We start from the raw sequence: 20,722 nt of genomic DNA, 5'->3' as shown, positions 1-20,722 counted from the left end.
TGCACGGAGCCTTCCATGGCCAAGAAAGAAAGCGTTCAGAAACGACTGCAGAAAGTCCGCCCGCCGCGTGTTCAGCTTACGTATGACGTGGAGAAGGGCGACGCCATCGAACAGAAGGAGCTTCCGTTCGTGGTCGGCGTGGTGGGTGACTTCAGCGCGCAATCCGAAGCCGAACTGCCGCGTTTGAAAGACCGCAAGTTCGTCAACATCGACGTCGATAATTTCGACGACGTGATGCGCGGGCTGGAGCCGCGCGCGGCGTACCGCGTCAAGAACAGCCTGACCGAAGAAGGCGGCACGTTTGGTGTCGACCTGAAGTTCCGTTCCATCGAGGATTTCCGTCCGGAAGCCGTGGTGCAGCAGGTGGACCCGCTGCGCGAACTGCTGGACATCCGCACCAAGCTGGCCGACCTGCGCAACAAGCTTGCGGGTAACGACAAGCTTGAAGACCTGCTGGGCGAAGTGCTGACCAGCACGGAAAAACTGCAACAGTTGACCAGCGAGACCGACAAGGGAGGCCGCAATGAGTAATTCCGCCGCCGCACAGAACGCCACCGGCGCCGCCGCCGCCGCCGACTCGGCATCGGCCGCCGCACAGAATGGCCTGTTGGATCAGATCGTTGAGCAGAGCCGCGTGGCCAAGTCCACCGCCGAGCACGACCGCGCCAAGGACATCATTGGCGAACTGGTGCGCGAAGTGATGAAGGGCACCGTGGTTGTCTCCGACAACCTGTCGGCCATGCTGGACGCACGCGTTGCCGAACTGGACCGCCTGATCTCGGCGCAACTCAGCGAAGTGATGCACGCGCCCGAATTCCAGAAGCTGGAAAGCACCTGGCGCGGCCTGCACTATCTGTGCCAAGAGACCGACACCAGCCCGATGCTGAAGATCAAGGTGCTGAACACCACCAAGCGTGATCTGGTTCGCGACTTCCAGACTGCGATCGACTTTGATCAAAGTTTGATGTTCAAGAAGGTCTACGAAGAAGAGTTCGGCACCTTCGGCGGCGCGCCCTTCGGCGCCTTGCTGGGCAACTTTGAAATCACGCGCCAGCCCGAAGACATGTACTTCATCGAGCAGATGTCGCACGTGGCGGCGGCCTCGCACGCGCCGTTCATCGCGTCGGCCTCGCCGGAATTGCTGGGGCTGGACAGCTTTGCCGACCTGGGCCGCCCGCGCGACCTGGCCAAGGTGTTCGACACGGTGGAATACACCAAGTGGCGCAGCTTCCGCGATTCGGAAGACTCGCGCTACGTCGGCCTGACCATGCCGCGCTTCCTGGGCCGTCTGCCCTATGACCCGGTGGAAGGCACCACGGTTGAAGGTTTCAACTTCGTGGAAGACGTGGATGGCACCGACCACTCCAAGTACCTGTGGTGCAACGCCGCGTGGGCGTTCGGCGCCCGCCTGACGGCCGCCTTCGCGGACTTTGGCTGGTGCGCGGCGATCCGTGGCGTGGAAGGCGGCGGCCTGGTTGAAAACCTGCCGACGCACACCTTCAAGACGGACGACGGCGAAATCGCGCTGAAGTGCCCGACCGAAATCGCCATCACCGACCGTCGCGAAAAAGAACTGAGCGACCAGGGTCTGATCCCGCTGGTGCATTGCAAGAACTCGGACTACGCGGCCTTCTTCGGCGCCCAGTCGGTGCAGAAGGCAAAGAAATACAACACGGACAGCGCGAACGCCAACGCGGTGTTGTCGGCGCAACTGCAATACATCTTCTCGGTGTCGCGCGTGGCGCACTACCTGAAGGCGATGATGCGCGACAAGATCGGCAGCTTCGCGTCGGCGCAGTCCGTAGAGAGTTTCCTGAATCGCTGGGTCTCGCAGTACGTGCTGCTGGACGACAACGCGACGCAGGAACAAAAGGCGCAGTTCCCGCTGCGCGAAGCTTCGGTGCAGGTGGCCGAGGTGCCTGGACGTCCAGGCGTCTTCCGGGCCGTGGCGTTTTTGCGGCCGCATTTCCAGCTTGACGAACTCTCGATCTCGTTGCGCCTGGTTGCCGAATTGCCGGCGCAGGCTCAGAAATCCTGATCGTCGTTGCACTGACCATTCATCCATTCAAAGAGGTTTACAACAATGAAGGACATCTACGTCAAGTTCGGCAATCCGGCGCTCAAGGGCGAATCGCAAGACAAGGACCACCCGGATTGGATCGAAGTCAGCTCGTGGCGTCACGAGATCATCCAGCCGCGTTCCGCTACGGCGTCGACCTCGGGTGGCCATACCGCCGAACGCACCGAACATGGCGAAATGGTCTTCACCAAGGACCTGGATGTCGTCAGCCCGCTGCTGTATCAGCACGCCTCGGGCGGCACCACGTTCGATGAAGTCACCATCGATTTCCTGCGCGCCGACGGCGAAGGCAACCGCGTCAAGTACCTGGAAATCAAGCTCAAGTACGTGATCATTGCGCGCGTGGCGCCCGAAGTGGTTGCCGAAGGGCTGCCGCACGAGTCGTTCTCGCTGAAGTACGCCGCCGTGCAGTGGAAGTACACGCAGCAGAAGGTGGGCGGCAATCAGGGCGGTAACGCCCAGGGCGCCTGGAGCCTGACCAAGAACGACAAGACCTACTCGGTCTGATCGCGGCCTGGCAGGCAGAAGACCGCGGCCCGAGCCGGGTCGCCGTCTTTTTTTGTTTGAGGCCCCGATGAAAGGATTCGAACCGAGTCTGTTCGACAAGCTGTTCGAAGGCGAGGGCCAATCGCCCTACGCGCTTCGGCGCCTGTCGATCGAGGAAATGAAGGAAACGGTGGCGCGCGATATCGAGGCGCTGCTGAACACCCGCATGGTGTTCACCGAGGAAGACCTGCGGCGCTACCCGAACTGCCAGCGCTCGTTGCTGACCTATGGGCTGTCGGATTTTTCGGGGCTCAGCCTGGCCAGCCATTACGACCGCGAGTTCATCTGCCGTTCGCTGGAGCAGGCCATCGCGCGGCACGAGCCCCGGCTGACCCATGTGCGGGTGATGCTGCAGGTGGACAGCCGGGCAACCTCGGTACTGTATTTCGCGATTACGGCCATGCTGGACGTGGGCCCCGCCCACGAACCCGTGACCTTCGACGCGACCTTGCAGCCGTCGACCTTGCAGTACTCCGTGACGCGCGGCTGGGCCAAGAGTCCCGCCACGGTCTGAAGAATAAATTTGTCGTGCGGATGCACCTTGCGCGCTGGAAGGGAAGACAACAATGGAAGAATTGCTGCCTTATTACGAGCGCGAACTAGGGTTTTTGCGAACCTCGTCGCGCGACTTCGCCGAGCGCTATCCGAAGATTGCCGCGCGGCTGGGCTTGTCGGGCGAAACCTGCGAAGACCCGCACGTTGAACGCATGATCGAATCGTTCGCCTTGTTGAGCGCCCGCATCAACAAGAAGCTGGACGACGATTACCCCGAATTCACCGAAGCGCTGTTCGAGGTGATGTACCCGCATTACCTGCGGCCATTTCCGTCATGCAGCGTGGCGCAGTTTGACCTGGGCGGCGCGGGCGCGCAGTTGTCCGCGGCGGTGCGCATCGCGCGCGGCACCGAATTGAAATCGCATCCGGTGCGCGGCGTGTCTTGCCGCTTTCGCACGGCCTACGACGTGACGCTGGCGCCCATCGAGGTTCTGCGCGCGGGGTTTTTCTCCAGCGCGAATGCGCCGGCCACGGCCAAGCTGCCGGCTGGCGTCACGGGCCGCTTCACCGTCACGCTGGGCTGCCAGGGTGAAAACCAGCATTTCGGCATGCCGGGGTTGGACAAGCTGCGCGTGTACCTGCACGGCGAGCCCTCGTTCGTGGCGGCGCTGCGCGACGCCTTGTTCCTGCGCACGGCGGCGGCCTATGTCGAGCTGCAACCCGGCCGCTGGGACCGGCTGCCCGAGATTCCGTTGGCCCAGGTGGGCTTGGCGGAAGAAGACGCGCTGATTGATTTTCCGGCCAGCTCGCATCCGGCCTATCGGCTGCTGGCCGAGTACTTTGTTTTCTCCGAGAAATTCAATTTCGTCGATATCGACCTGGCCGCGCTGCGCCCCTACCTGGGTACCGTGCGCCAATTCACGCTGCATCTGCCGGTGGCGGGCCTGCGCGCTGATTCCAACACGGCGCGCCTCTTGGAATCCATCACGGCCGACAACCTGCGGCTGGGCTGCACGCCGGTGGTGAATCTGTTTGCGCAGCGCGCCGACCCGATCCGGGTGACGCACGCTTCCGCCTCGTACCCGGTGGTGGCGGATGCGCGGCGCGCCTATGGCTACGAGGTCTATTCCATCGACCGCGTGCGCCAGGTGCGGCAAAACGCCCAAGGCGACGCGGTGGTGGACTTCCGCCCCTTCTATTCGCTGCATCATGGCGAATCGCCGGAATCCGCCGGGCACTATTGGACGATGCGCCGCGATGCCGCGATGGCGCAGCGCAGCCCCGGCTATGAAACCGAGATATCCATTGTGGACATCGATTTCGATCCGTCGATTCCGCAAACCGAAACCTTGAGCCTGGACCTGACCTGCACCAACCGCGACCTGCCGTCCCAAATTGCGGTGGGCCAATCAGGCGGCGACCTGTTCATGGAAGGCGGCACCGTGGCGCGCGCCATCCGCATGCTGCGTCGCCCCACCCACACCCATCGCTTTCAACAGGGGCGCGCGGCGCATTGGCGCTTGATCTCGCATCTGGCGCTGAACCATTTGTCGCTGGTGCAAAGCGGCTTGCCCGCCTTGAAAGAAACGCTGCGCCTGTACGACCTGTCGGGCTCGGCGGTGGCCGCGCGCCAGATCGAAGGGCTGGTCGGATTGGACTACAAGCCGGCCACGCACTGGATGCCGGGCGAACCTTTCGCCACCTTCGTGCGCGGCATTGAAATCCGGCTCACGGTCAACGAAGACCACTTCGTGGGCACCAGCCTGCACACCTTCGTGGCCGTCATCAACCGCTTCTTCGGCCTGTATGTGCACGCCAACAGCTTTGTGCAGTTGGTGGTGCTGTCGCGCCGTGGCGCAGAGGAATTACTACGATGCCCCCCATGCAACGGCGACGCCATACTAGCGTGATGGACGCGCTGCTGGCAGAGCCGCAGCGCTTCAAGTTTTTCCAGGCGGTGCGTCTGCTGGAGCAGTGCTTTGCGCGCCAGGAACGCGGCGGCACGCGCCATACGGTGCCGGTGCATTTGCGGTTTCCAAATTCGCCCGGGCTGGGGTTTCCGCCCAGCGAAATCGTGGACGCCGTGGCCTACGACAAGAACGGCGAGGTGCTGGCCGACGAAGCGTCGCGCCAGGCGGCGGTGGCCGAAGGGCGGCTGGGCCGCGTGGACCTGACGCCGGCGTTCTTCGGACTGCTGGGCGCGCAGGGCGCCTTGCCGCTGCACTATTCCGAAATGCTGGCCAACCGGGAAAGCCTGCGGCGCGACCGTGGCGCCCGCGCCTTTTTCGATATTTTTTCGAACCGGGCCGCCGCGCTGTTCTACGCGGCCTGGAAGAAGTACCGCATGCCCTTGCGGCATGAAACCGAGCAAGACCACCACTACCTGCCGCTGCTGCTGGCGCTGGGCGGCATCGGCCATCCCGCGCTGCGCGACCGCTTGCACAATGGCGCGGGCCGCATCTTTGACGAGTCGGTGGCGCACTACGCGGCCGCCGCCCGGCAACGGCCGGTGTCTGCCCCCTTCTTGCAGCGGGTGTTGCAGGACTACTTCGGCGTGCCCTTGCGCGTTGAGCAGTTCGTGGGCCGCTGGTATGACGTGCCCCCGCAGAACCGCACGCAGTTGGGAAAACCCGGCGCCGTGCTGGGCGTGTCGGCGCTGGCGGGTGACCGTATCTGGCAGCGGGACCTGCGCATCCGCTTGTGGATAGGCCCCTTGTCGCGCCAGGCCTTTGCCGATTTCCTGCCGGGCGGCGAACGCGCCCAGGCGCTTGAAAAGCTGCTGACGATGTTTGGCGGCATGACCTTTGAATACGAAGTGCGGCTGGTGCTGGCGCGCGAGGCCATCGGCCCCAGCCGCCTGGGCGAAGGCGGCGATGTGCGGCTGGGCTGGAATTCATTCCTGAGCACCGAACCCGCCACGGCCGACCGCGACGACGCCAGCTACGAACTCCACACGATCCACTGATCCACAGACCAAGAACAAACTCATGGCCACACCGCTGAAGACCTTGATTGGGAAGTTGAACCAAACCTGCCGCCAGGCCGCCGAGCGCGCCGCCAGCCTGTGCATGGCGCAAGGCCATTACGAGGTGGACCTGGAACACCTGTTCCTGGCGCTGCTGGAAAAGCCCGCCAGCGACGTGAGCATCATTGCGCGGCGTTGCCACATTCACACCGATGCGTTGGAAGCGGACCTGAAGGCGGAAATCGGCCGCTTCAAGAACGGCAACACGCGCACGCCGGTGTTCTCCGCGCACCTGCCCAAGCTGTTCGAGCATGCCTGGCTGATTGCCTCGCTGGACACGCAGACGACGCGCATCCGCTCGGGGCACCTGCTGCTGGCCTTGCTGACCGAGCCAGACTTGGCGCAGTTGGCGCGCCGGGGCTCGTCGTTGTTCGAATCGTTCCGCCTGGATGCGTTGAAGCATGACTTCGCCGCGTTGACCGAAGGCTCGGAAGAGGCAGGGCAGGCGGTGGGCTTTGCCGACGCGGCGTCGCCCCAGGGGGATGACGGCCAGCCCGCGCCCGCCTTGTCGCCGTCGCCCGCGCTGGATCAGTACACGGCCAACCTGACCGAGCGCGCGCGCGACGGCAAGATTGACCCGGTGATCGGACGCGATGCCGAGATCCGCCAGATGATCGACATCCTGACGCGGCGGCGGCAGAACAACCCCATCCTGACCGGCGAAGCCGGCGTGGGCAAGACCGCCGTGGTGGAAGGCTTGGCGCTGCGCATCGTGGCGGGCGATGTGCCGCCCGCGCTGGCGGACGTGACGCTGCGCGTGCTGGACATGGGCTTGTTGCAGGCCGGCGCCAGCGTCAAGGGTGAATTCGAGAACCGGCTGAAGAACGTGATCGACGAGGTAAAGAAGAGCCCGTCGCCCATCATTCTGTTCATCGATGAGGCTCACACCATGATCGGGGCCGGCGGGCAGGCGGGCCAGAACGATGCCGCCAACCTGCTCAAGCCCGCGTTGGCGCGCGGCGAACTGCGCACCATCGCCGCCACCACCTGGAGCGAATACAAGAAGTATTTTGAGAAAGATGCGGCATTGGCCCGGCGCTTTCAGGTCGTGAAGGTGGAAGAGCCCGACGAAGCGCTGGCCGCCTCGATGCTGCGCGGCATAGCGCCGCTGATGGAGCGGCATTTTGGCGTGCGCATTCTGGACGAGGCCATCAGCGCGGCGGCCCGCTTGTCGCACCGCTATATCACGGGGCGGCAGTTGCCCGACAAGGCGGTCAGCGTGTTGGACACGGCTTGCGCCAGAGTGGCGCTGGGCCGTAGCGCCACGCCCGCGTTGATTGACGATGCGCGCCATCGCCTGACGCGCTTGCGCACCGAACAGGCGGCGCTGCGCCGCGAAGCCGCCACCGGCGCACCGCAAGCGCGTTTGACGGAACTGGATGCCGAGATCGCCACGGTGGAACAGAGCTTGGCGGACGCCGAAGCGCGCCATGTGGCGGAGACGGGCCTGGTCGAACGGATCCATGCGCTGCGCGCCGAGCTGGAAGCGCAGGGGCAGGATGCGTCTGCCGCTGATGCCGATGCCGCCGCCCCGGCCCCGGCATCTACAACCTCACGCCGCAAGGCCGCAAAGCCCGCCCTGACGCCGGAACAGCAGCGCCTGGCCGGCCTGATGGATGAGCTGCGTGCGCTGCAAGGCGAACAGCCGCTGGTGCCCGCCTGCGTGGACGGGCAGATCGTGGCGGAGATCATTTCGGCCTGGACCGGTATTCCCTTGGGCCGCATGGTCAACGATGAGATCCGCACCGTACTGCAATTGCAGCCGATGCTGGCCGAGCGCGTGATCGGGCAAGACCACGCGCTGCACGCCATCGCACAACGCGTGCGCACGGCGCGCGCCGGCCTGGAAGACCCGGACAAGCCCAAGGGCGTGTTCCTGTTCGTAGGGCCGTCGGGCGTGGGCAAGACCGAGACGGCGCTGGCCCTGGCCGACATTCTGTACGGCGGCGAACGCAAGCTGATCACCATCAACATGAGCGAGTACCAGGAAGCGCACAGCATCTCGGGCTTGAAGGGTTCGCCGCCGGGCTACGTGGGGTATGGCGAAGGCGGTGTGCTGACCGAAGCCGTGCGGCGCCAGCCCTACAGCGTGGTGCTGCTGGATGAAATTGAAAAAGCCCACCCGGACGTGCTGGAAATGTTCTTCCAGGTGTTCGACAAGGGCGTGATGGACGACGCCGAAGGCCGCGAGATCGACTTCCGCAACACGCTCATCATCCTGACGTCCAACGTGGGGTCCAGCACGATCATGCAGGCCTGCCTGAACAAGCCCGCTGAAGAGCGCCCGACGCCGGAACAGTTGTCGGAACTGCTGGCGCCGCAGTTGTACAAGGCGTTCAAGCCCGCGTTCCTGGGACGCATGAAGACCATTCCCTACTTCCCGGTGGATGACGACGCGCTGGCGCACATCATCGGCTTGAAGCTCGGCCGCATCGCGCGCCGCGTGCAGGCCACGCACCGCGCGGTGTTCGAGTGGGACGACGCGCTGGTGGAAGCCGTGCTGGCGCGCTGTACCGAGGTGGACACCGGGGCGCGCAACGTGGACCACATTCTGAATGGATCGCTGCTGCCCGAGATTGCCGAGCAGGTGCTGGGCCGCATGGCTCAGGGCGAAGCCATCGCCAAGATCCGCGTGGGCGCGGGCAAGAATGGCGATTTCCGTTTTCGCATGAGCTGAGCCGGGAGACGTCGACATGGCCCTTGAACTTGCCGCCGCCAGCCTGTTGGGTGCCGGCTTCACGCAGGCCGATCGTTTGCTCGACCTGAGCACGCCGTTGGGCCAGGACAAGCTGCTGGCCGAACGGCTGCACGCCACCGAGCAGTTGAGCGACGGCGGCTACACCTTGCACGTGGATGCGCTGTCCGATGACGCGCATATACCGCTGAAGTCGCTGATCGGCCAGCCGGTGCAGGTCGCCTTGCAGACGGCCCTGGGCCGGGATGAACCCCGGGTGTGGTGCGGGCTGGTTTCCGAGGCCCGCTTTGAAGGCGCCAACGGCGGCTTTGCGCGCTATCGGCTGCGCATCGAGCCGTGGCTGGCGCTGCTGCGCCAGCGGCGCGACAGCTTTGCCTTTCAGGACCTGTCCGTAATCGACATCGTTGACCGCGTCTTTGGCGACTACAACGGCCAGGGCGCCGTGGCGCCGCAATGGCGTTGGGAACTGAAAGACCGCGACGGCTACGCCAAGCGCAGCCTGACTATCCAGTATCGCGAAACCGACTACGCCTTCGTCGAGCGGCTGCTGGCCGAAGAGGGGCTGTTTTACTGGGTGGAGCATGAAGCGGGCGACGGCGAGCCGGGCACCCATACCGTCGTCATCGCCGACCACAACGGCGCCTTCAAGAACGGCCCGCAAGCCAGCGTGAAGTTTCAGCGTGCCGATGCCACCGAAAGCGAGGACACCATCCAGGGCTGGCGCAAGCGGCGCGCCTGGCGCACGAACGCGGTGCGCATCGCCACTTGGGACTATCGCGCCATGCAGGCCCGCCAGGCCAGCGCGCAGGTCGATGACAAGATGCCGAACACGCTGGAATTGGCCGACTCGGACTATCCCGGCCAATACTTGTTTGAAGACAGCGGGCAGGGCGAGCGCCTGGCCCACAATGCGTTGGCCGCGCAGCGCGTGGGCCAGTCCTTGTACGAAGGCGACGGCACGGTGCGTACGCTTGCGCCGGGCCAACGCTTTACCCTGACCGGCCATTGGGCGCCGTCGCAAGGTGAAGGCGGCGATTTCGTGGTGATGCGCATGCAGCACGAGGCGCGCAACAACTTCGATGAAGACCTGGGGCGGGCGGTGGCCCAGGCGTTGGGCGCCGCCGGTACGCAAGAGGATGGCGATACGGAGTTCTATCGCAACCGCTTCGAGGCGATTGCCGCCACGCTGGAATATCGGCCCAGCACGCGGGACGGCCACGGGGCGCGGCTGCATCCGCGGCCCACGGTGCACGGCGCGCAGACCGCGCTGGTGGTGGGCGCGGCCGACCCCGTTCACACCGATCGCGACCACCGCGTGAAGATCCAGTTTCATTGGCAGCGGGGCAGCGCGTCCAGCAATCGGCAGGCGCATCCCGCCGGGGATGACAACGCGCCCGCGTCGGACGCGCTGGGCACCTGGGTGCGCGTGGCCGAACCGGTAGCCGGGTCGGATTGGGGTGGGCACTTCATCCCGCGCCTGGGCCAAGAGGTACTGGTGCAGTTCTTGCATGGTGATATCGACCGCCCGGTGGTGGTGGGCGCCTTGTACAACGGTGCGGGCACGGAGAATGCCGCCAACAACCAGGTGCAGGGCGGCGCGGCCAAGGCCACCGGCAACGCGCCGGCGTGGTTCGCCGGCACGCAGGACGGGCACGCGCACAACGTGGTGATGTCGGGCTTCAAGACGCAGGCTCTGGCCGAAAGCGGCCGAGGCATGGGCGGCTACAACCAACTGGTGCAGGACGATACGCCGGGCCAGTCGCGCCTGACCGCGTCGACCACCCAGGCCGAGGCGCGGCTGAACCTGGGGCACCTGAAGCAGCAGCGCGACAACGAACGCTTGTCAGACCTGGGTCATGGCGCGGAACTGGCGACCAGCGAAGCGCTGGCGCTGCGCGCGGGCGAGGGCTTGCTGATCAGCGCCGACAAGCGCGAAGGCGCGACAGGCGGCCTGCTGGACAGCGAAGAAGCCATCCAGCAAATGGAAAAGGCCATCGAGCAAGCGGCCGAGCTGTCCGCCTCGGCGGGCCGTCAGGAGGCGGGCTTGTCCGGCGATGGGGACAAGACGCGGGCGGTCAATGAGTTGGAGACCGTGCGCAAGGTGATTGAAGGCATGAAGGAGGCTGAAACCCAGGGCGCTGCAACCCAGGGTGCGGAAGCCTCGGCGGTACCCGCTTACACGCTGCCGCACATACAGGTCAGCGCGCCCAAGGGCATCGGCCAGTACACGCCGCACAACGCCTACACCGTGGCGGGCGCGACCTTGTGCCAGGTGGCCCCGGACGTGAATTGGGCGGCGGGCGCGAACCTGGCGATCTGTGTCGCGCAAGGCGTGGTGCTGTTCACCAAGGGCCTGGGCGGCAGCGGGCGCGCGGTAGAAGAGCAAGGCATCCGCTTGCACGCGGCGGGCGGCAAGTTGCGCTTGCAGAGCCAGAAGGCGCGCATGCGCCTGGCCGCCGAAAAGGCGGTGACGCTGGTGTCGGCGCAGGGCGCGGTGGATGTGAACGCATCGAAGAAGGTCTTGGCCACGGCGGCGGGCGCTTACCTGCGCGTCGAAGGCGGCGGCATCCAGTTGCACGCGCCGGGCAAGGTGGAGCTGAAGGCGGGCGTGCACAGCTGGGTGGGGCCGCAAAGCGGCGCCGGTCCGGCGCAGCCGCCGCAGGGTGATTTGGAAGGCTGCGCCGCGGCGCTGGAAGACGCGGCCGGCAGCGGAGCGCTGGCGGCATGAGGATAGACCCGACGCACCCGGTGCATCCGACGGACCCGGCTCGCCCGACGCATCCGACGCACCCGAAGGACCCGGCACAAGCGGTCGCCGCGTCCCGGTCGACGCGCGCGGAGGCCGCCGTCGAACACGCCATTGCCGGCTTGCGCGCGGTGCTGGACGCGCGCGCCAGCCGCCGCGTGCTGCTGCTGTGCGATTCCACGCTGGCCGACCCCTTGGCTGACGAGATCGCCACGGCGGGCCTGGCGCGGCGCGCGGTTGACTTGATATCGCAGGGCGCGTCCGCGCCGCCCTTGTATCTGGCCGAGGTACCCGACGAGATCCGGTACGAACGGTTGGTCAACGCCAGCATCCGGCTGGCGGTGGAAGAAGCCATGCGCCCCGCGCCCGCGGTCAAGCGAGCGCGGTCGATGTCGGCGTGGCTGGCCACCGACCTGCCGCTGGCGGAAGTGGCGCAGCGCCTGATCCTGCGCGCGCGGCTGCGCGACGCGCAGGGGCGCATGCGCATCCTGCGGTTCTGGGATCCGCGCACGACGCAGTTTCAAAGCGAGCTGTATGCGGGCTGCGCGCCCGCGTCGTGGATTGCGGGCGCGGCGTGGATGTGCATCGACGGCTTTGCGCGCTGGCAGGCGCTGCCGGACACGCCCGGCCCCATGCAGACGGCCACGCCGGACTGGCCACGGCTGGCGCGCTTGGGCCAGGTGAACGCGGTGCTGCAACGGTTGAACGCGGGCGGGTTGGACTACGGCCCGTCGGCGCTGGAGCCGATACGTCGCGCGCTGGATGTGGCCAGCGCCTGCGGCATCAACGACGACGAAGACGCGGCGCTGTTCGCGGCCTGGCGCGTGCGCCTGGACGCGCCGCTGGAACGCGCGCCGTCGTTTGCCGCGCTGCTGCGCGAGATTCAAGAAGAGGGCGGCCGCTTGCGCAACGCGGCCGAAGACATGGATGACGAGGATTGGCGGTTGTTTGCGCGGCAGGCGCAGGCACGGGAGGATCGACAAGCATGACGACTGACTACGACGCGCTTCCCTGCAAGGGCAAGTTTTGCGGCCGGCCGGGTTTGCCGATCCTGCCGATGCGGGTGGCGTATGTGCCGGGCGGCCGGAACGATCTGCCCAACGGCGTGTACGCGGACGCCGAACTGCACTACGAAACCATGCGCCAGGGCGCCTACATGCTGCGCGCCATCACGGCGGGTTATGTGTACGTGTGGGACCCGCGCCGCAGCTACGGGTGGCGCGCCTTCGCGGCCACCGCCACGGGCCAGATGAAGGAAGTGCCGGTGGACGACGACAACCGTCCGTCGGAGCAGCCCACGTTTACCTGCACGCGAGAAGGCCACGGCCTGGAATCGGCCTTGATCAACGTCGAGGCGCCGGCCAATGCATCGCGCTCGGTGTGGGTCGGCTATTCGCGCGTGTGGTGGACCCGTGACATCCGCCGCGAGCTGACGCGCGACGATCGTTGGCGCGGCAAGATCATGGTTGAACTTGATGCGCGCGACGTCTGGGGCGGCGGGCATCCCAAGCCGGATACCGGCTACCGCGTGACCGAAGACGGGGCCAACCTGGCCGCGCATTCCATCGAGTTTCGCGATGCGGCCGGCGCCGCCACCTTGTTCAACAACACCTTGAGCCCGGGCGTGACCACCTTCGGCGGAAAGGCCGCCGAGATGGCGACCAAGATGCGGCAGATGACGCCCAAGGGCGGCGTGGTGCTGGCGCTGCGCGACCCGGTGGGCTTGCTGGCCGACATTTCGACGTGGCGCAACAAGCGCATGGGCGAACTGGCCGAGCACCACATGGACCCGACGCGGCTGCGCGAAGTGGGCGTGGCGCAGATCATCCTGGGCCTGGAAAAGCAGATGGACTCGTCCGGCGATGAGATCCGGCGGATGCACGAACGCATCAACATGAGCAAGGTCTCCAGGACCATCAGCGACAACCGCGCCAGCGTCGACCGCATGAAGGACCTGATCGAAGGGGCGGGCAAGGACTGGGCGTGGTGGTACGGCCGCGAGGCCTTCTGGATGACGTTGAAGGCGTATTCGCCCAATGACGCCGTGGCGGGCCAGCGGCTGGAGGAAGACCTTGCGCTGTGCGTGGACGGCGCGGGCGCGGTGCACAGCGAGCACAAGGCCATCGATGATTCCTTGAAGGAAGACGACAAGGACGGGTTGTATGAAGCGATCTGGCGCGGGCTGGCCTCGAACGACGGCGAACTGCTGGCCTTCCTGCAAAAGGAGGCGCGCGGCAAGCTGTCCAAGCAGATCTCCAACGTCCGCAAGATGATCAAGAGCTACAACGACTGGCTGAAGGATCGCCGGGCAAAGGGCTTGCCGACGCCAAGCCGGGCGGCCACGACCGCGATCGGCCGCTTCATGGCGACCCAATTGCTGCGGCTGACGCTGGCGCGCGACCCGATCGCGGAACGGGTTGCCGCGCGCGTGTCCATGACGATGGCGGCGCGCATGAATACCGTTCTGGTGGTGCGCAGCCACACGACCACGGTGCCGCGCATGATCGCGGACATGCACGAGATCATCTGGGAGCCCAACAACCGGTCCATGACGATTACGGCGGGGGGCGGCGTCAGCGCGACCCAGCACATGAACGCGGGGTGGATGGGCACGCAGTCCGAGGCGTCGCGATCGGTCACGATCAACTACGTGATTCCGGAGGAAGTGGACGCGCAGATGAATGCGGCTTCAACGAATGCGGCTTCAACGAATGCCGCATCCACGACGCGCCCACGACCCGGGGCGGGCGCATCGCCGCCCTTGGGCCTGCCCGCGCCGCCGCCGGTGCTGGCCTTGCCGGCGCCGACCATGTCGCCCATGGCGGGGCTGATCAAATACGCCAAGTCGCGCGACGCCTCGTATGCGGGCGCCACGGGCGTGATGGCGCTGGTGGCCATCTATACATCGGTGTCGGAGCTGAATGCGGCGCAAGCTGTCCAGGATGCGAAGAAGGAACGCAAGGCCTGGTTCGGCATCACCACCGGCGTGCTGGGGGTGGGCAGCGTGGCGATTGAAGTCACCACCGGCGCGATCGGCGCGCGCGTGGGCGCGAACACCGCGTTCACGATGAACCTGCGGCTGAATATGCGGCTGGCCACCTTCCGCACGGCGGGCGCGGTGTTCGCCACTGCCGCGACCTTCGTCGACAGCGCCAACAACGCGCTCAACGCCAAAGACCAGTACGACGTCCACAACTACGAAGCGGGCGGCGCCTATGCAACGTCGTCCGCCTTCCTGTTGATGTCCAGCCTGACCGGGGTGGCCACCGCTGTCATCGCGGTGGGCGGCGCGTTCAGCACGGCGGGCGTGGCGGCGGGCGCGGGCGGCTTCGGCGGCGCGATGGTGGGCCTGACCAGCGGCGGCACGGTGCTGCTGGGCATTCCGGTGTGGGGGTGGATCGCGTTGGGGCTGTGCCTGCTGGTGGCCGGCCTGTACTTCAAGTTCTGGGGCGACAGCGCCACCGAAAGCGAGCTTGAGGTCTGGTATACGCGCTGCTGCATGCGGGCCGAAGAGTTCGAAGGCGTGGAGGGCCGCGAGGTCTACGCGACGCGCGAGGACGAACTGGACGACTTCAACCGCGCGGTGTTCGGCGTGCGTGTGTCGCTGCAATGGTATGGCTTCTGGAGCGGGGAAGTCCTGGGCCGCGACCGGCTGGTGCTGGAAGTGATCATGCCCGGCTACACCCAAAGCAGCGACTACGCCTACAGCCTCAAGCTGGGCGGGGCGGGCGTTACCGCCGTGGTGTCCAGCAAGGGCTCGGTGCGCGCGCAGGACCCGGAGCTGCAACCGCGCGGCCCGTCGCAAGCGCAGATGGTGGCCGGCCGGCCCGACCCCAAGACGTGGATGGACAAGGCGGACGACTATGTGAACAGCCTGAGCTCGCGCCCCGGGTGGGCCGACATCTGGCGCTGGGTACGCAAGGACCGCAGCCAGTCCATCGAATTCACCAGCAAGCCGTGGGAAGATTCGGTGCAGTTCCAAGTTCATAATGGCTACGCGGTGTTGCGCACCGAGGTCCTGGTTGATGACGATATCTTCACCGAAGCGTTTCTCAAGGTGGAATTCTGGCCGGATCCGGAACGCATGCCGGAAGTCCGATCGCTGCCGGTGGGCGGCAACGGCACCAATCTTGTAAGAGCGGAAAATTGACAAGGTCCAAGCATGAATAGCAACGAAGGCATCCAGGCGGCCGTCTACACGCGCTGGCATCAACTGTCGGTGCCCCTGGCCTTTGCCTTGGCGGCCGGCAGCTTCATGCTGGTGGTGTTCAACCGGGGGCCGATCGTGCTGGCCATCGTGCTGGCGGTGTTGGGCCTGCTGGTGCCGCCGCTGGTGGCGTTCAAGGGCTTTCCTACCCGCAATGCTGTCAAGGTCACGCCCGATGGCCTGGAGTTTTCACGGCGGGGGCCGATTGCCTTTGCCGACCTGAAAAGCTGGGGTACGGACGACTACCTGAAACTGATCCGCCCGGGCCTGCCGACGCTGCTGGTCAGCGCGGTGGATCTGCCCAGCCGCGAGCGCTTGCTGCGCGAATTCGAACAGGCGTTGAACGCCTGGCAACAGCGCCAGCCCGCCGGCACCGAGTCCGCGCGCCGCACCCATTTCTATGGATCCACTGGCGGCCGTCTGGTGGGCGCGCTCATCACCGGGCTGGGCGTCGCGGCGGCGGCGATGGCGCTGAACATGCGCGAGCCGTCGATCTCGCTGGCGATCGTGGGCGGACTGGGCGCGTTGTTCGGCTTGGCGATGCTGGTCGGCAGGCGCGGCTGAACCGCCGCGGGGTGTGCCTCTGCGTGACGTGGCCCTGCGGGCTGAACCCAGGAGGCGTGCCGCCCGCCGCCAGTACAAAATGTTGCGGGTCGCGCCGCATGCCCTTGCTAGCATGGACTACGCCGGAATGACCCGGCGCACGTAGGAATCGTGGAGGTTGCCATGAACTCAAGAACAATGCTCAACCGGATGGCGGTGGTTGCGGCGGCCGGGGCCTTGCTGGCCGGTTGCGCCACGCAACAGCAAACCAATACCGCCGTGGGAACGGGCGCGGGGGCGGCGGTGGGCGCCGGTATCGGCGCGCTGATCGGGCACGGCAAGGGCGCGGCCATCGGCGCCGGCATCGGCGCCGTGGCGGGTGGCCTCGTGGGCTACAACTGGAAGGTCGTCAAGGAAGACGTACAGCAATCGGGCGCATCGTCCTTGGGCATCGATGTCGTCGAAATGCCCGATGGCAGCCTGAAGGTCAACATCCCCAGCGGCGTGTCGTTCGATACGGACAAGACGCAGTTGAAGCCGGCCTTGCTGCCGGTGCTGGACAGCGTGGGGCGTTCGCTCAACCAGCATCCCGAATTGCGCGCCAAGGTTGTTGGCCACACGGACAGCACCGGCGCGCTGGCGCATAACCAGACGCTGTCGGTCAACCGCGCCAAGAGCGTGACGGACTACCTGGCCAAGCAGGGCGTGGCCGCCGGCCGCATGAGCACGGAAGGGCGTGGGCCAAACGATCCCATCGGCGACAATGCCACCGCCGAAGGGCGCGCGCTGAACCGGCGCGTGGAAATCTACTTGTACGCCGTCAAGCAATAAGGCCTAGCCATGAGCATGCTTCCCCCCGCCCGTATCGGCACCGATACCGCCGTGGCCGCCCTGACCGGATGGCAGGCCGTGGCCATGCGTGACGCCATTGAAAAACGCTTCCGTTTTCCAAATTTCAATGCGGCATTCGGGTTCATGGCGCGTGTGGCCATGTTCGCGGAAAAGCTGAACCATCATCCAGAATGGACCAACGTCTACAACCGGGTGGACGTGACGCTGACCACGCATGACGCGGGCGGGGTGACCGAACTGGATGTGCGCATGGCGCAGTTCATGGACGAAGCGGCTGCGCAGATGGGCGCCACGGCGCCGAAGTCCGACGCCTAGCCGTCGTTTTCCTGTGCTTGCAGATGCTCGATCAGACGGTCGAGCATCTCTCCCAGCACCTGCTGTTCGCTGGCGCTCAGGCAGCCGAAGATCTCTTCATTGCGCTGCGCAATCAGGTCGATGATGCGCTGGTATTGCGCCATGCCCGCCTGGGTGGGCGTCAGCACCACGCCGCGCCCGTCGGACGTGGACAGCGCCTTTTCAACCAGCCCGCGATCCACCAGCGCCTGCGCCGACCGGCTGGCCTGCCCTTTATTCAGGTTCGCCGCGCGCGCCAGGTCGTTGACGGACAGCGGCGCATAGCGCCCGATCGCGGCCAGGCAGCGCGCTTCACCCAAGGGAATGCCGCAGTCTTCCAGATAGGCGCGATTCGTATCCCGGTCCGTGATCTTGTTGAGCACGTGCAGGCGATACGTCAGGAATCGTTCCAGGGCAGGCGGTTTCACGTTGGGCGGGCAGGAGTGGTGGCGGGGTAGTTTGCCACAGCGGCTTCGCCCTGGCAGGCGCTTTCGGCTTCGGCCAGCAGCGCCAGCGCCGTGGCCGCGTCTGGCTGCCGGCTTAACAGCGACAAGCCCAGTATCGATAGAAACAGCGGCGCCTGGGATTCCCCCACGCGCGTCAGCGTCTGCGCCATGCGGGTGTAGACCTGGTCAAGTTCGTCGTTGTTCATGCTTGGCCTTCCTGTGTTGCGGACTGGGCGATCAAGGGGTAATAGGGCGCCAGGGCGGCACGCAGTTGCGCGGCTTGCGGCGCGGACCAGCGGCCCAGCACATAGCCGTCGGGGCGGATCAGGATGACGGCGCCCGCGCTGGCGCCATAGCGCTCGCGCAACTGGCCGTGTGCATCGTTCAAGCCGCCGTCGCCAACGCTAAGCACCCGCAGCGGATGCGGCGCATCTTGCGTGTCGGCGGCAAGGGCGTCCAGTTCGCGCGCCAGATTCGATTCCAAGGGTGACACTGCCAGCAGCACGAAACCACGGCCGAAGCTCTCGCTGACATAGCGCGGCGTGTCGCCGTCTTGCAGGCGCGCGTCGGGCGCGGGCTGGCCGGGGGCGGCGGCGGGGCCGGCCTGCGGTGCGCCGTCGGTCAGGTTCAAGGGTGAGGCGTCGTAGGAAATGGGCGCGGACTGGCGCGGGTTGATCAGCGGGCGCACCGTTGCGTCCACCAAGGCGAGGCGCAGCGCAGCTTCGCGCATCAGGCGAAAACCAAAGTCGGGCGGCGCCATGAATTCGGTGCTCTTGGCGCCGTAGGCCAGGTTCTGGCGGGTGGCGTGCACGCGCTCGGTGCTGTAGCTGTCCAGCAGGCTGTCGGGCGCTTGGCCTTTCAAGACCCAGGCCAGTTTCCACGCCAGGTTGCCGGCGTCGTCCAGGCCGGAATTCAAGCCGCGCACGCCGAAGATCGGCACCAGGTGGCCGGCGTCTCCGGCGAACAGCACGCGCCCGTGGCGGTACTGGTTCAGCGTGAGGCACTTGGCGTTGTAGACCGAAATCCACAACGGTTTCCACGGCGCGGTTTCGCCGATCATGTCCAGATGGCTTTGCACGCGCGGCAGTACGTTTTCGGGTTTGACGGCTTCTTCGGGGTCTTCGTCGTCGCGGATCTGGTAGTCCACGCGCCAGACGTTGCCGGGCTGGCGATGCATCAGCAGGGTGGAACCGGGGTTGGATGGCGGGTCGAACCAGGCCAGGCGTTCCACGGGGCGGTTGGAGGCTTGTTCGATATCGACGATGACGTAGCGGCCTTCGTACTGCATGCCTTCCAGCTTCAGCCCCATGGCCTCGCGCACGGTGCTGCGTCCGCCGTCGCAGGCAATCAGCCAGTCGGCGCGCACGGTCTGGCGTTGGCCGTCGGTGTCGATGTCGACGCTGACGCCGTCCGCGTCGGTACGCAGGCCGGCCACGCGAGCCGACCATTGCAAGGCCGCCAGGTCCGGGTGGCGCTGCATGGCCTGATGGGCGTATTCCTCGATCGAGTACTGCTGGATGTTGACCATCGGCGCATAGCGTTGCAGCGGGTCGTGCGGCATTTCGAAGTGCAGGACTTCGCGGTCACGGTAGTAGCTGCGGCCGCCAGTCCAGGGCAGCCCGGTGGCTACCAGCGGCTTGTCGGCGCCGGCCCACGCCATGATTTCCTGCGAGCGGCGCGAAATGCAGATGGCCCGGCTGCCGCTGCAATAGTCGTCGTCCGCCTCCACGGTGAGCGAGGCGATGCCGTATTCGGCCAGCAAGGCGGCCAGGGTCAGCCCGACGGGGCCTCCGCCGGCAATCAGAACGGGTACGTGCGAGGGAAGCGGCATCTTGTCTCTGGAATTTGGTTGTTTGCGCAACTATATGCTTAATAAGTTGCGTACGCAACGATTTTGCGAGGACGTAAAAAAACCCGCCGAGGCGGGTTTTCGGGGCCAGCGCGGCGCGCTTACTTGCGCACGTTATAGATGCGCATCGCCTGCTGCTTCTGGTTGCCGTCCAACACGCGCAGCACCACCACGCGGGGGTTGAAGCCGTCGGGCAGGGTAAGGTCGCCCAGCGCGTAATCGTACCGGTCGACATTCAGTGCCGGGCCTTCGGGGGTGATCGTGGCGGCGCGGCCGTTTGGGTAGCTGCCTTCGATGGCGAACGTAAGCGTGCCCTGGAAGGGCGCGCCCGACGGTTCGTCGCGCATGACAAGCACTTGGTAGCCGAGTTGGCCGGTGCCGCGCTTGAAGGTGGCCGAGCGGATGCCCAGATTGCCGCCGCGCGGGTCCGGCGGCATGGCGTCCTGGAACAGGACCAGTTCTTTGTTCAACGTGTCGATCTTGGCGCGGGCGTCGGCCAGTTCGGTCGTCAGTTTTTCATGGCCGGATTTATTGGCGTCGCGCTGCTGGGTGGCTTCTTCCAATTGCGTTTGCAGGCGCTGGCGCTCCAGATTGGAGGCGCTCAGCTCGCTGTGCAACGACTCGGACTGCTCGACCGTCAGGCGTTGCGGGCCGTAATTGGTTTGCAGGAAGAGCACGCCGCCCGCACCCAAGGCAATTCCCACCAGAAGCAGGACAAGCCAGCGCGGCAGGCGCCGCGTGCGTTGACCGGGTTGGTATACGGAGGGCTTGAACACGGCCCGTTGCGATCTTCCAAACATCCCCATTCCTAGAAAACTTCCTGTGTGTGTGCTTGTCCGCCGCGACGGTGTCCGCGCGCGCGTCAAAGCGTCAGAGAATACCCCGTTAGCCAGGGCGGTTGGGTG

General features: G+C 65.9%; 17 protein-coding genes. 13 read left to right on the top strand and 4 right to left on the bottom strand.

The features are described 5' to 3' along the window. Nucleotides 1–15: 15 nt before the first annotated feature. The 13 genes from tssB to M2361_RS24795 all read left to right on the top strand — a co-directional run bounded on the left by tssB (nucleotide 16) and on the right by M2361_RS24795 (nucleotide 17,504). Nucleotides 16–531, top strand: coding sequence for a type VI secretion system contractile sheath small subunit (tssB, locus tag M2361_RS24855; protein ID WP_006226593.1), 516 nt, complete (start codon nucleotides 16–18; stop codon nucleotides 529–531). After that, nucleotides 524–2,038 (top strand): type VI secretion system contractile sheath large subunit, encoded by a 1,515-nt coding sequence (gene tssC, locus M2361_RS24850; protein WP_259252457.1) that lies wholly within the window; start codon nucleotides 524–526, stop codon nucleotides 2,036–2,038. Before tssB ends, tssC begins: the two co-directional genes overlap by 8 nt. Nucleotides 2,039–2,083: 45 nt before the next feature. Beyond that, nucleotides 2,084–2,587: an Hcp family type VI secretion system effector gene (locus M2361_RS24845; protein WP_006226591.1), complete on the top strand. Its 504-nt coding sequence runs from the start codon at nucleotides 2,084–2,086 to the stop codon at nucleotides 2,585–2,587. Nucleotides 2,588–2,654: 67 nt separating this feature from the next. Further along, on the top strand, nucleotides 2,655–3,140 hold the full coding sequence (tssE, locus tag M2361_RS24840) for a type VI secretion system baseplate subunit TssE (RefSeq protein WP_100853052.1): 486 nt from the start codon (nucleotides 2,655–2,657) through the stop codon (nucleotides 3,138–3,140). Nucleotides 3,141–3,192: 52 nt separating this feature from the next. After that, nucleotides 3,193–5,031, top strand: coding sequence for a type VI secretion system baseplate subunit TssF (gene tssF / locus M2361_RS24835; RefSeq protein WP_259252456.1), 1,839 nt, complete (start codon nucleotides 3,193–3,195; stop codon nucleotides 5,029–5,031). Beyond that, nucleotides 4,995–6,086, top strand: a complete 1,092-nt coding sequence (gene tssG, locus M2361_RS24830) for a type VI secretion system baseplate subunit TssG (RefSeq protein ID WP_259252455.1) — start codon at nucleotides 4,995–4,997, stop codon at nucleotides 6,084–6,086. The genes tssF and tssG overlap by 37 nt, the downstream gene beginning before the upstream one ends. Nucleotides 6,087–6,108: 22 nt before the next feature. Further along, nucleotides 6,109–8,823 (top strand): type VI secretion system ATPase TssH, encoded by a 2,715-nt coding sequence (gene tssH / locus M2361_RS24825; RefSeq protein WP_259252454.1) that lies wholly within the window; start codon nucleotides 6,109–6,111, stop codon nucleotides 8,821–8,823. Nucleotides 8,824–8,839: 16 nt separating this feature from the next. After that, nucleotides 8,840–11,569, top strand: coding sequence for a type VI secretion system Vgr family protein (locus M2361_RS24820; protein ID WP_259252453.1), 2,730 nt, complete (start codon nucleotides 8,840–8,842; stop codon nucleotides 11,567–11,569). Beyond that, nucleotides 11,566–12,576, top strand: a complete 1,011-nt coding sequence (locus M2361_RS24815) for a DUF4123 domain-containing protein (protein ID WP_259252452.1) — start codon at nucleotides 11,566–11,568, stop codon at nucleotides 12,574–12,576. The genes M2361_RS24820 and M2361_RS24815 overlap by 4 nt, the downstream gene beginning before the upstream one ends. Continuing rightward, nucleotides 12,573–15,737, top strand: a complete 3,165-nt coding sequence (locus M2361_RS24810; RefSeq protein WP_259252451.1) for a T6SS effector BTH_I2691 family protein — start codon at nucleotides 12,573–12,575, stop codon at nucleotides 15,735–15,737. Before M2361_RS24815 ends, M2361_RS24810 begins: the two co-directional genes overlap by 4 nt. Before the next feature lie 12 nt (nucleotides 15,738–15,749). Continuing rightward, nucleotides 15,750–16,358, top strand: a complete 609-nt coding sequence (locus M2361_RS24805; protein WP_259252450.1) for a hypothetical protein — start codon at nucleotides 15,750–15,752, stop codon at nucleotides 16,356–16,358. A gap of 162 nt (nucleotides 16,359–16,520) precedes the next feature. Continuing rightward, nucleotides 16,521–17,168, top strand: a complete 648-nt coding sequence (locus tag M2361_RS24800; protein ID WP_100853044.1) for an OmpA family protein — start codon at nucleotides 16,521–16,523, stop codon at nucleotides 17,166–17,168. 9 nt (nucleotides 17,169–17,177) lie between these two features. Further along, on the top strand, nucleotides 17,178–17,504 hold the full coding sequence (locus M2361_RS24795; protein WP_050447524.1) for a 4a-hydroxytetrahydrobiopterin dehydratase: 327 nt from the start codon (nucleotides 17,178–17,180) through the stop codon (nucleotides 17,502–17,504). Here M2361_RS24795 and M2361_RS24790 read toward each other — a convergent pair. From M2361_RS24790 to M2361_RS24775, 4 genes are all read right to left on the bottom strand, one after another. After that, on the bottom strand, nucleotides 17,501–17,950 hold the full coding sequence (locus tag M2361_RS24790; RefSeq protein WP_259252449.1) for a MarR family winged helix-turn-helix transcriptional regulator: 450 nt from the start codon (nucleotides 17,948–17,950) through the stop codon (nucleotides 17,501–17,503). The two genes, M2361_RS24795 and M2361_RS24790, sit on opposite strands and share 4 nt — an antisense overlap. Then, on the bottom strand, nucleotides 17,947–18,174 hold the full coding sequence (locus M2361_RS24785) for a hypothetical protein (protein WP_050447522.1): 228 nt from the start codon (nucleotides 18,172–18,174) through the stop codon (nucleotides 17,947–17,949). The genes M2361_RS24790 and M2361_RS24785 overlap by 4 nt, the downstream gene beginning before the upstream one ends. Beyond that, nucleotides 18,171–19,799 (bottom strand): FAD-dependent monooxygenase, encoded by a 1,629-nt coding sequence (locus M2361_RS24780; protein ID WP_259252448.1) that lies wholly within the window; start codon nucleotides 19,797–19,799, stop codon nucleotides 18,171–18,173. Before M2361_RS24780 ends, M2361_RS24785 begins: the two co-directional genes overlap by 4 nt. 119 nt (nucleotides 19,800–19,918) lie before the next feature. Further along, the gene (locus M2361_RS24775; RefSeq protein ID WP_100853040.1) at nucleotides 19,919–20,617 is read right to left on the bottom strand and encodes a DUF6776 family protein; all 699 of its coding nucleotides are present in this window, start codon (nucleotides 20,615–20,617) and stop codon (nucleotides 19,919–19,921) included. Nucleotides 20,618–20,722: the final 105 nt, after the last annotated feature.

It is taken from the genome of Achromobacter sp. JUb104 (assembly GCF_024806975.1).
Lineage (GTDB): Bacteria > Pseudomonadota > Gammaproteobacteria > Burkholderiales > Burkholderiaceae_B > Achromobacter > Achromobacter spanius.
Note: the sequence above shows the minus strand (reverse complement) of the source record. Positions and strands in the feature narration are given on the sequence as shown.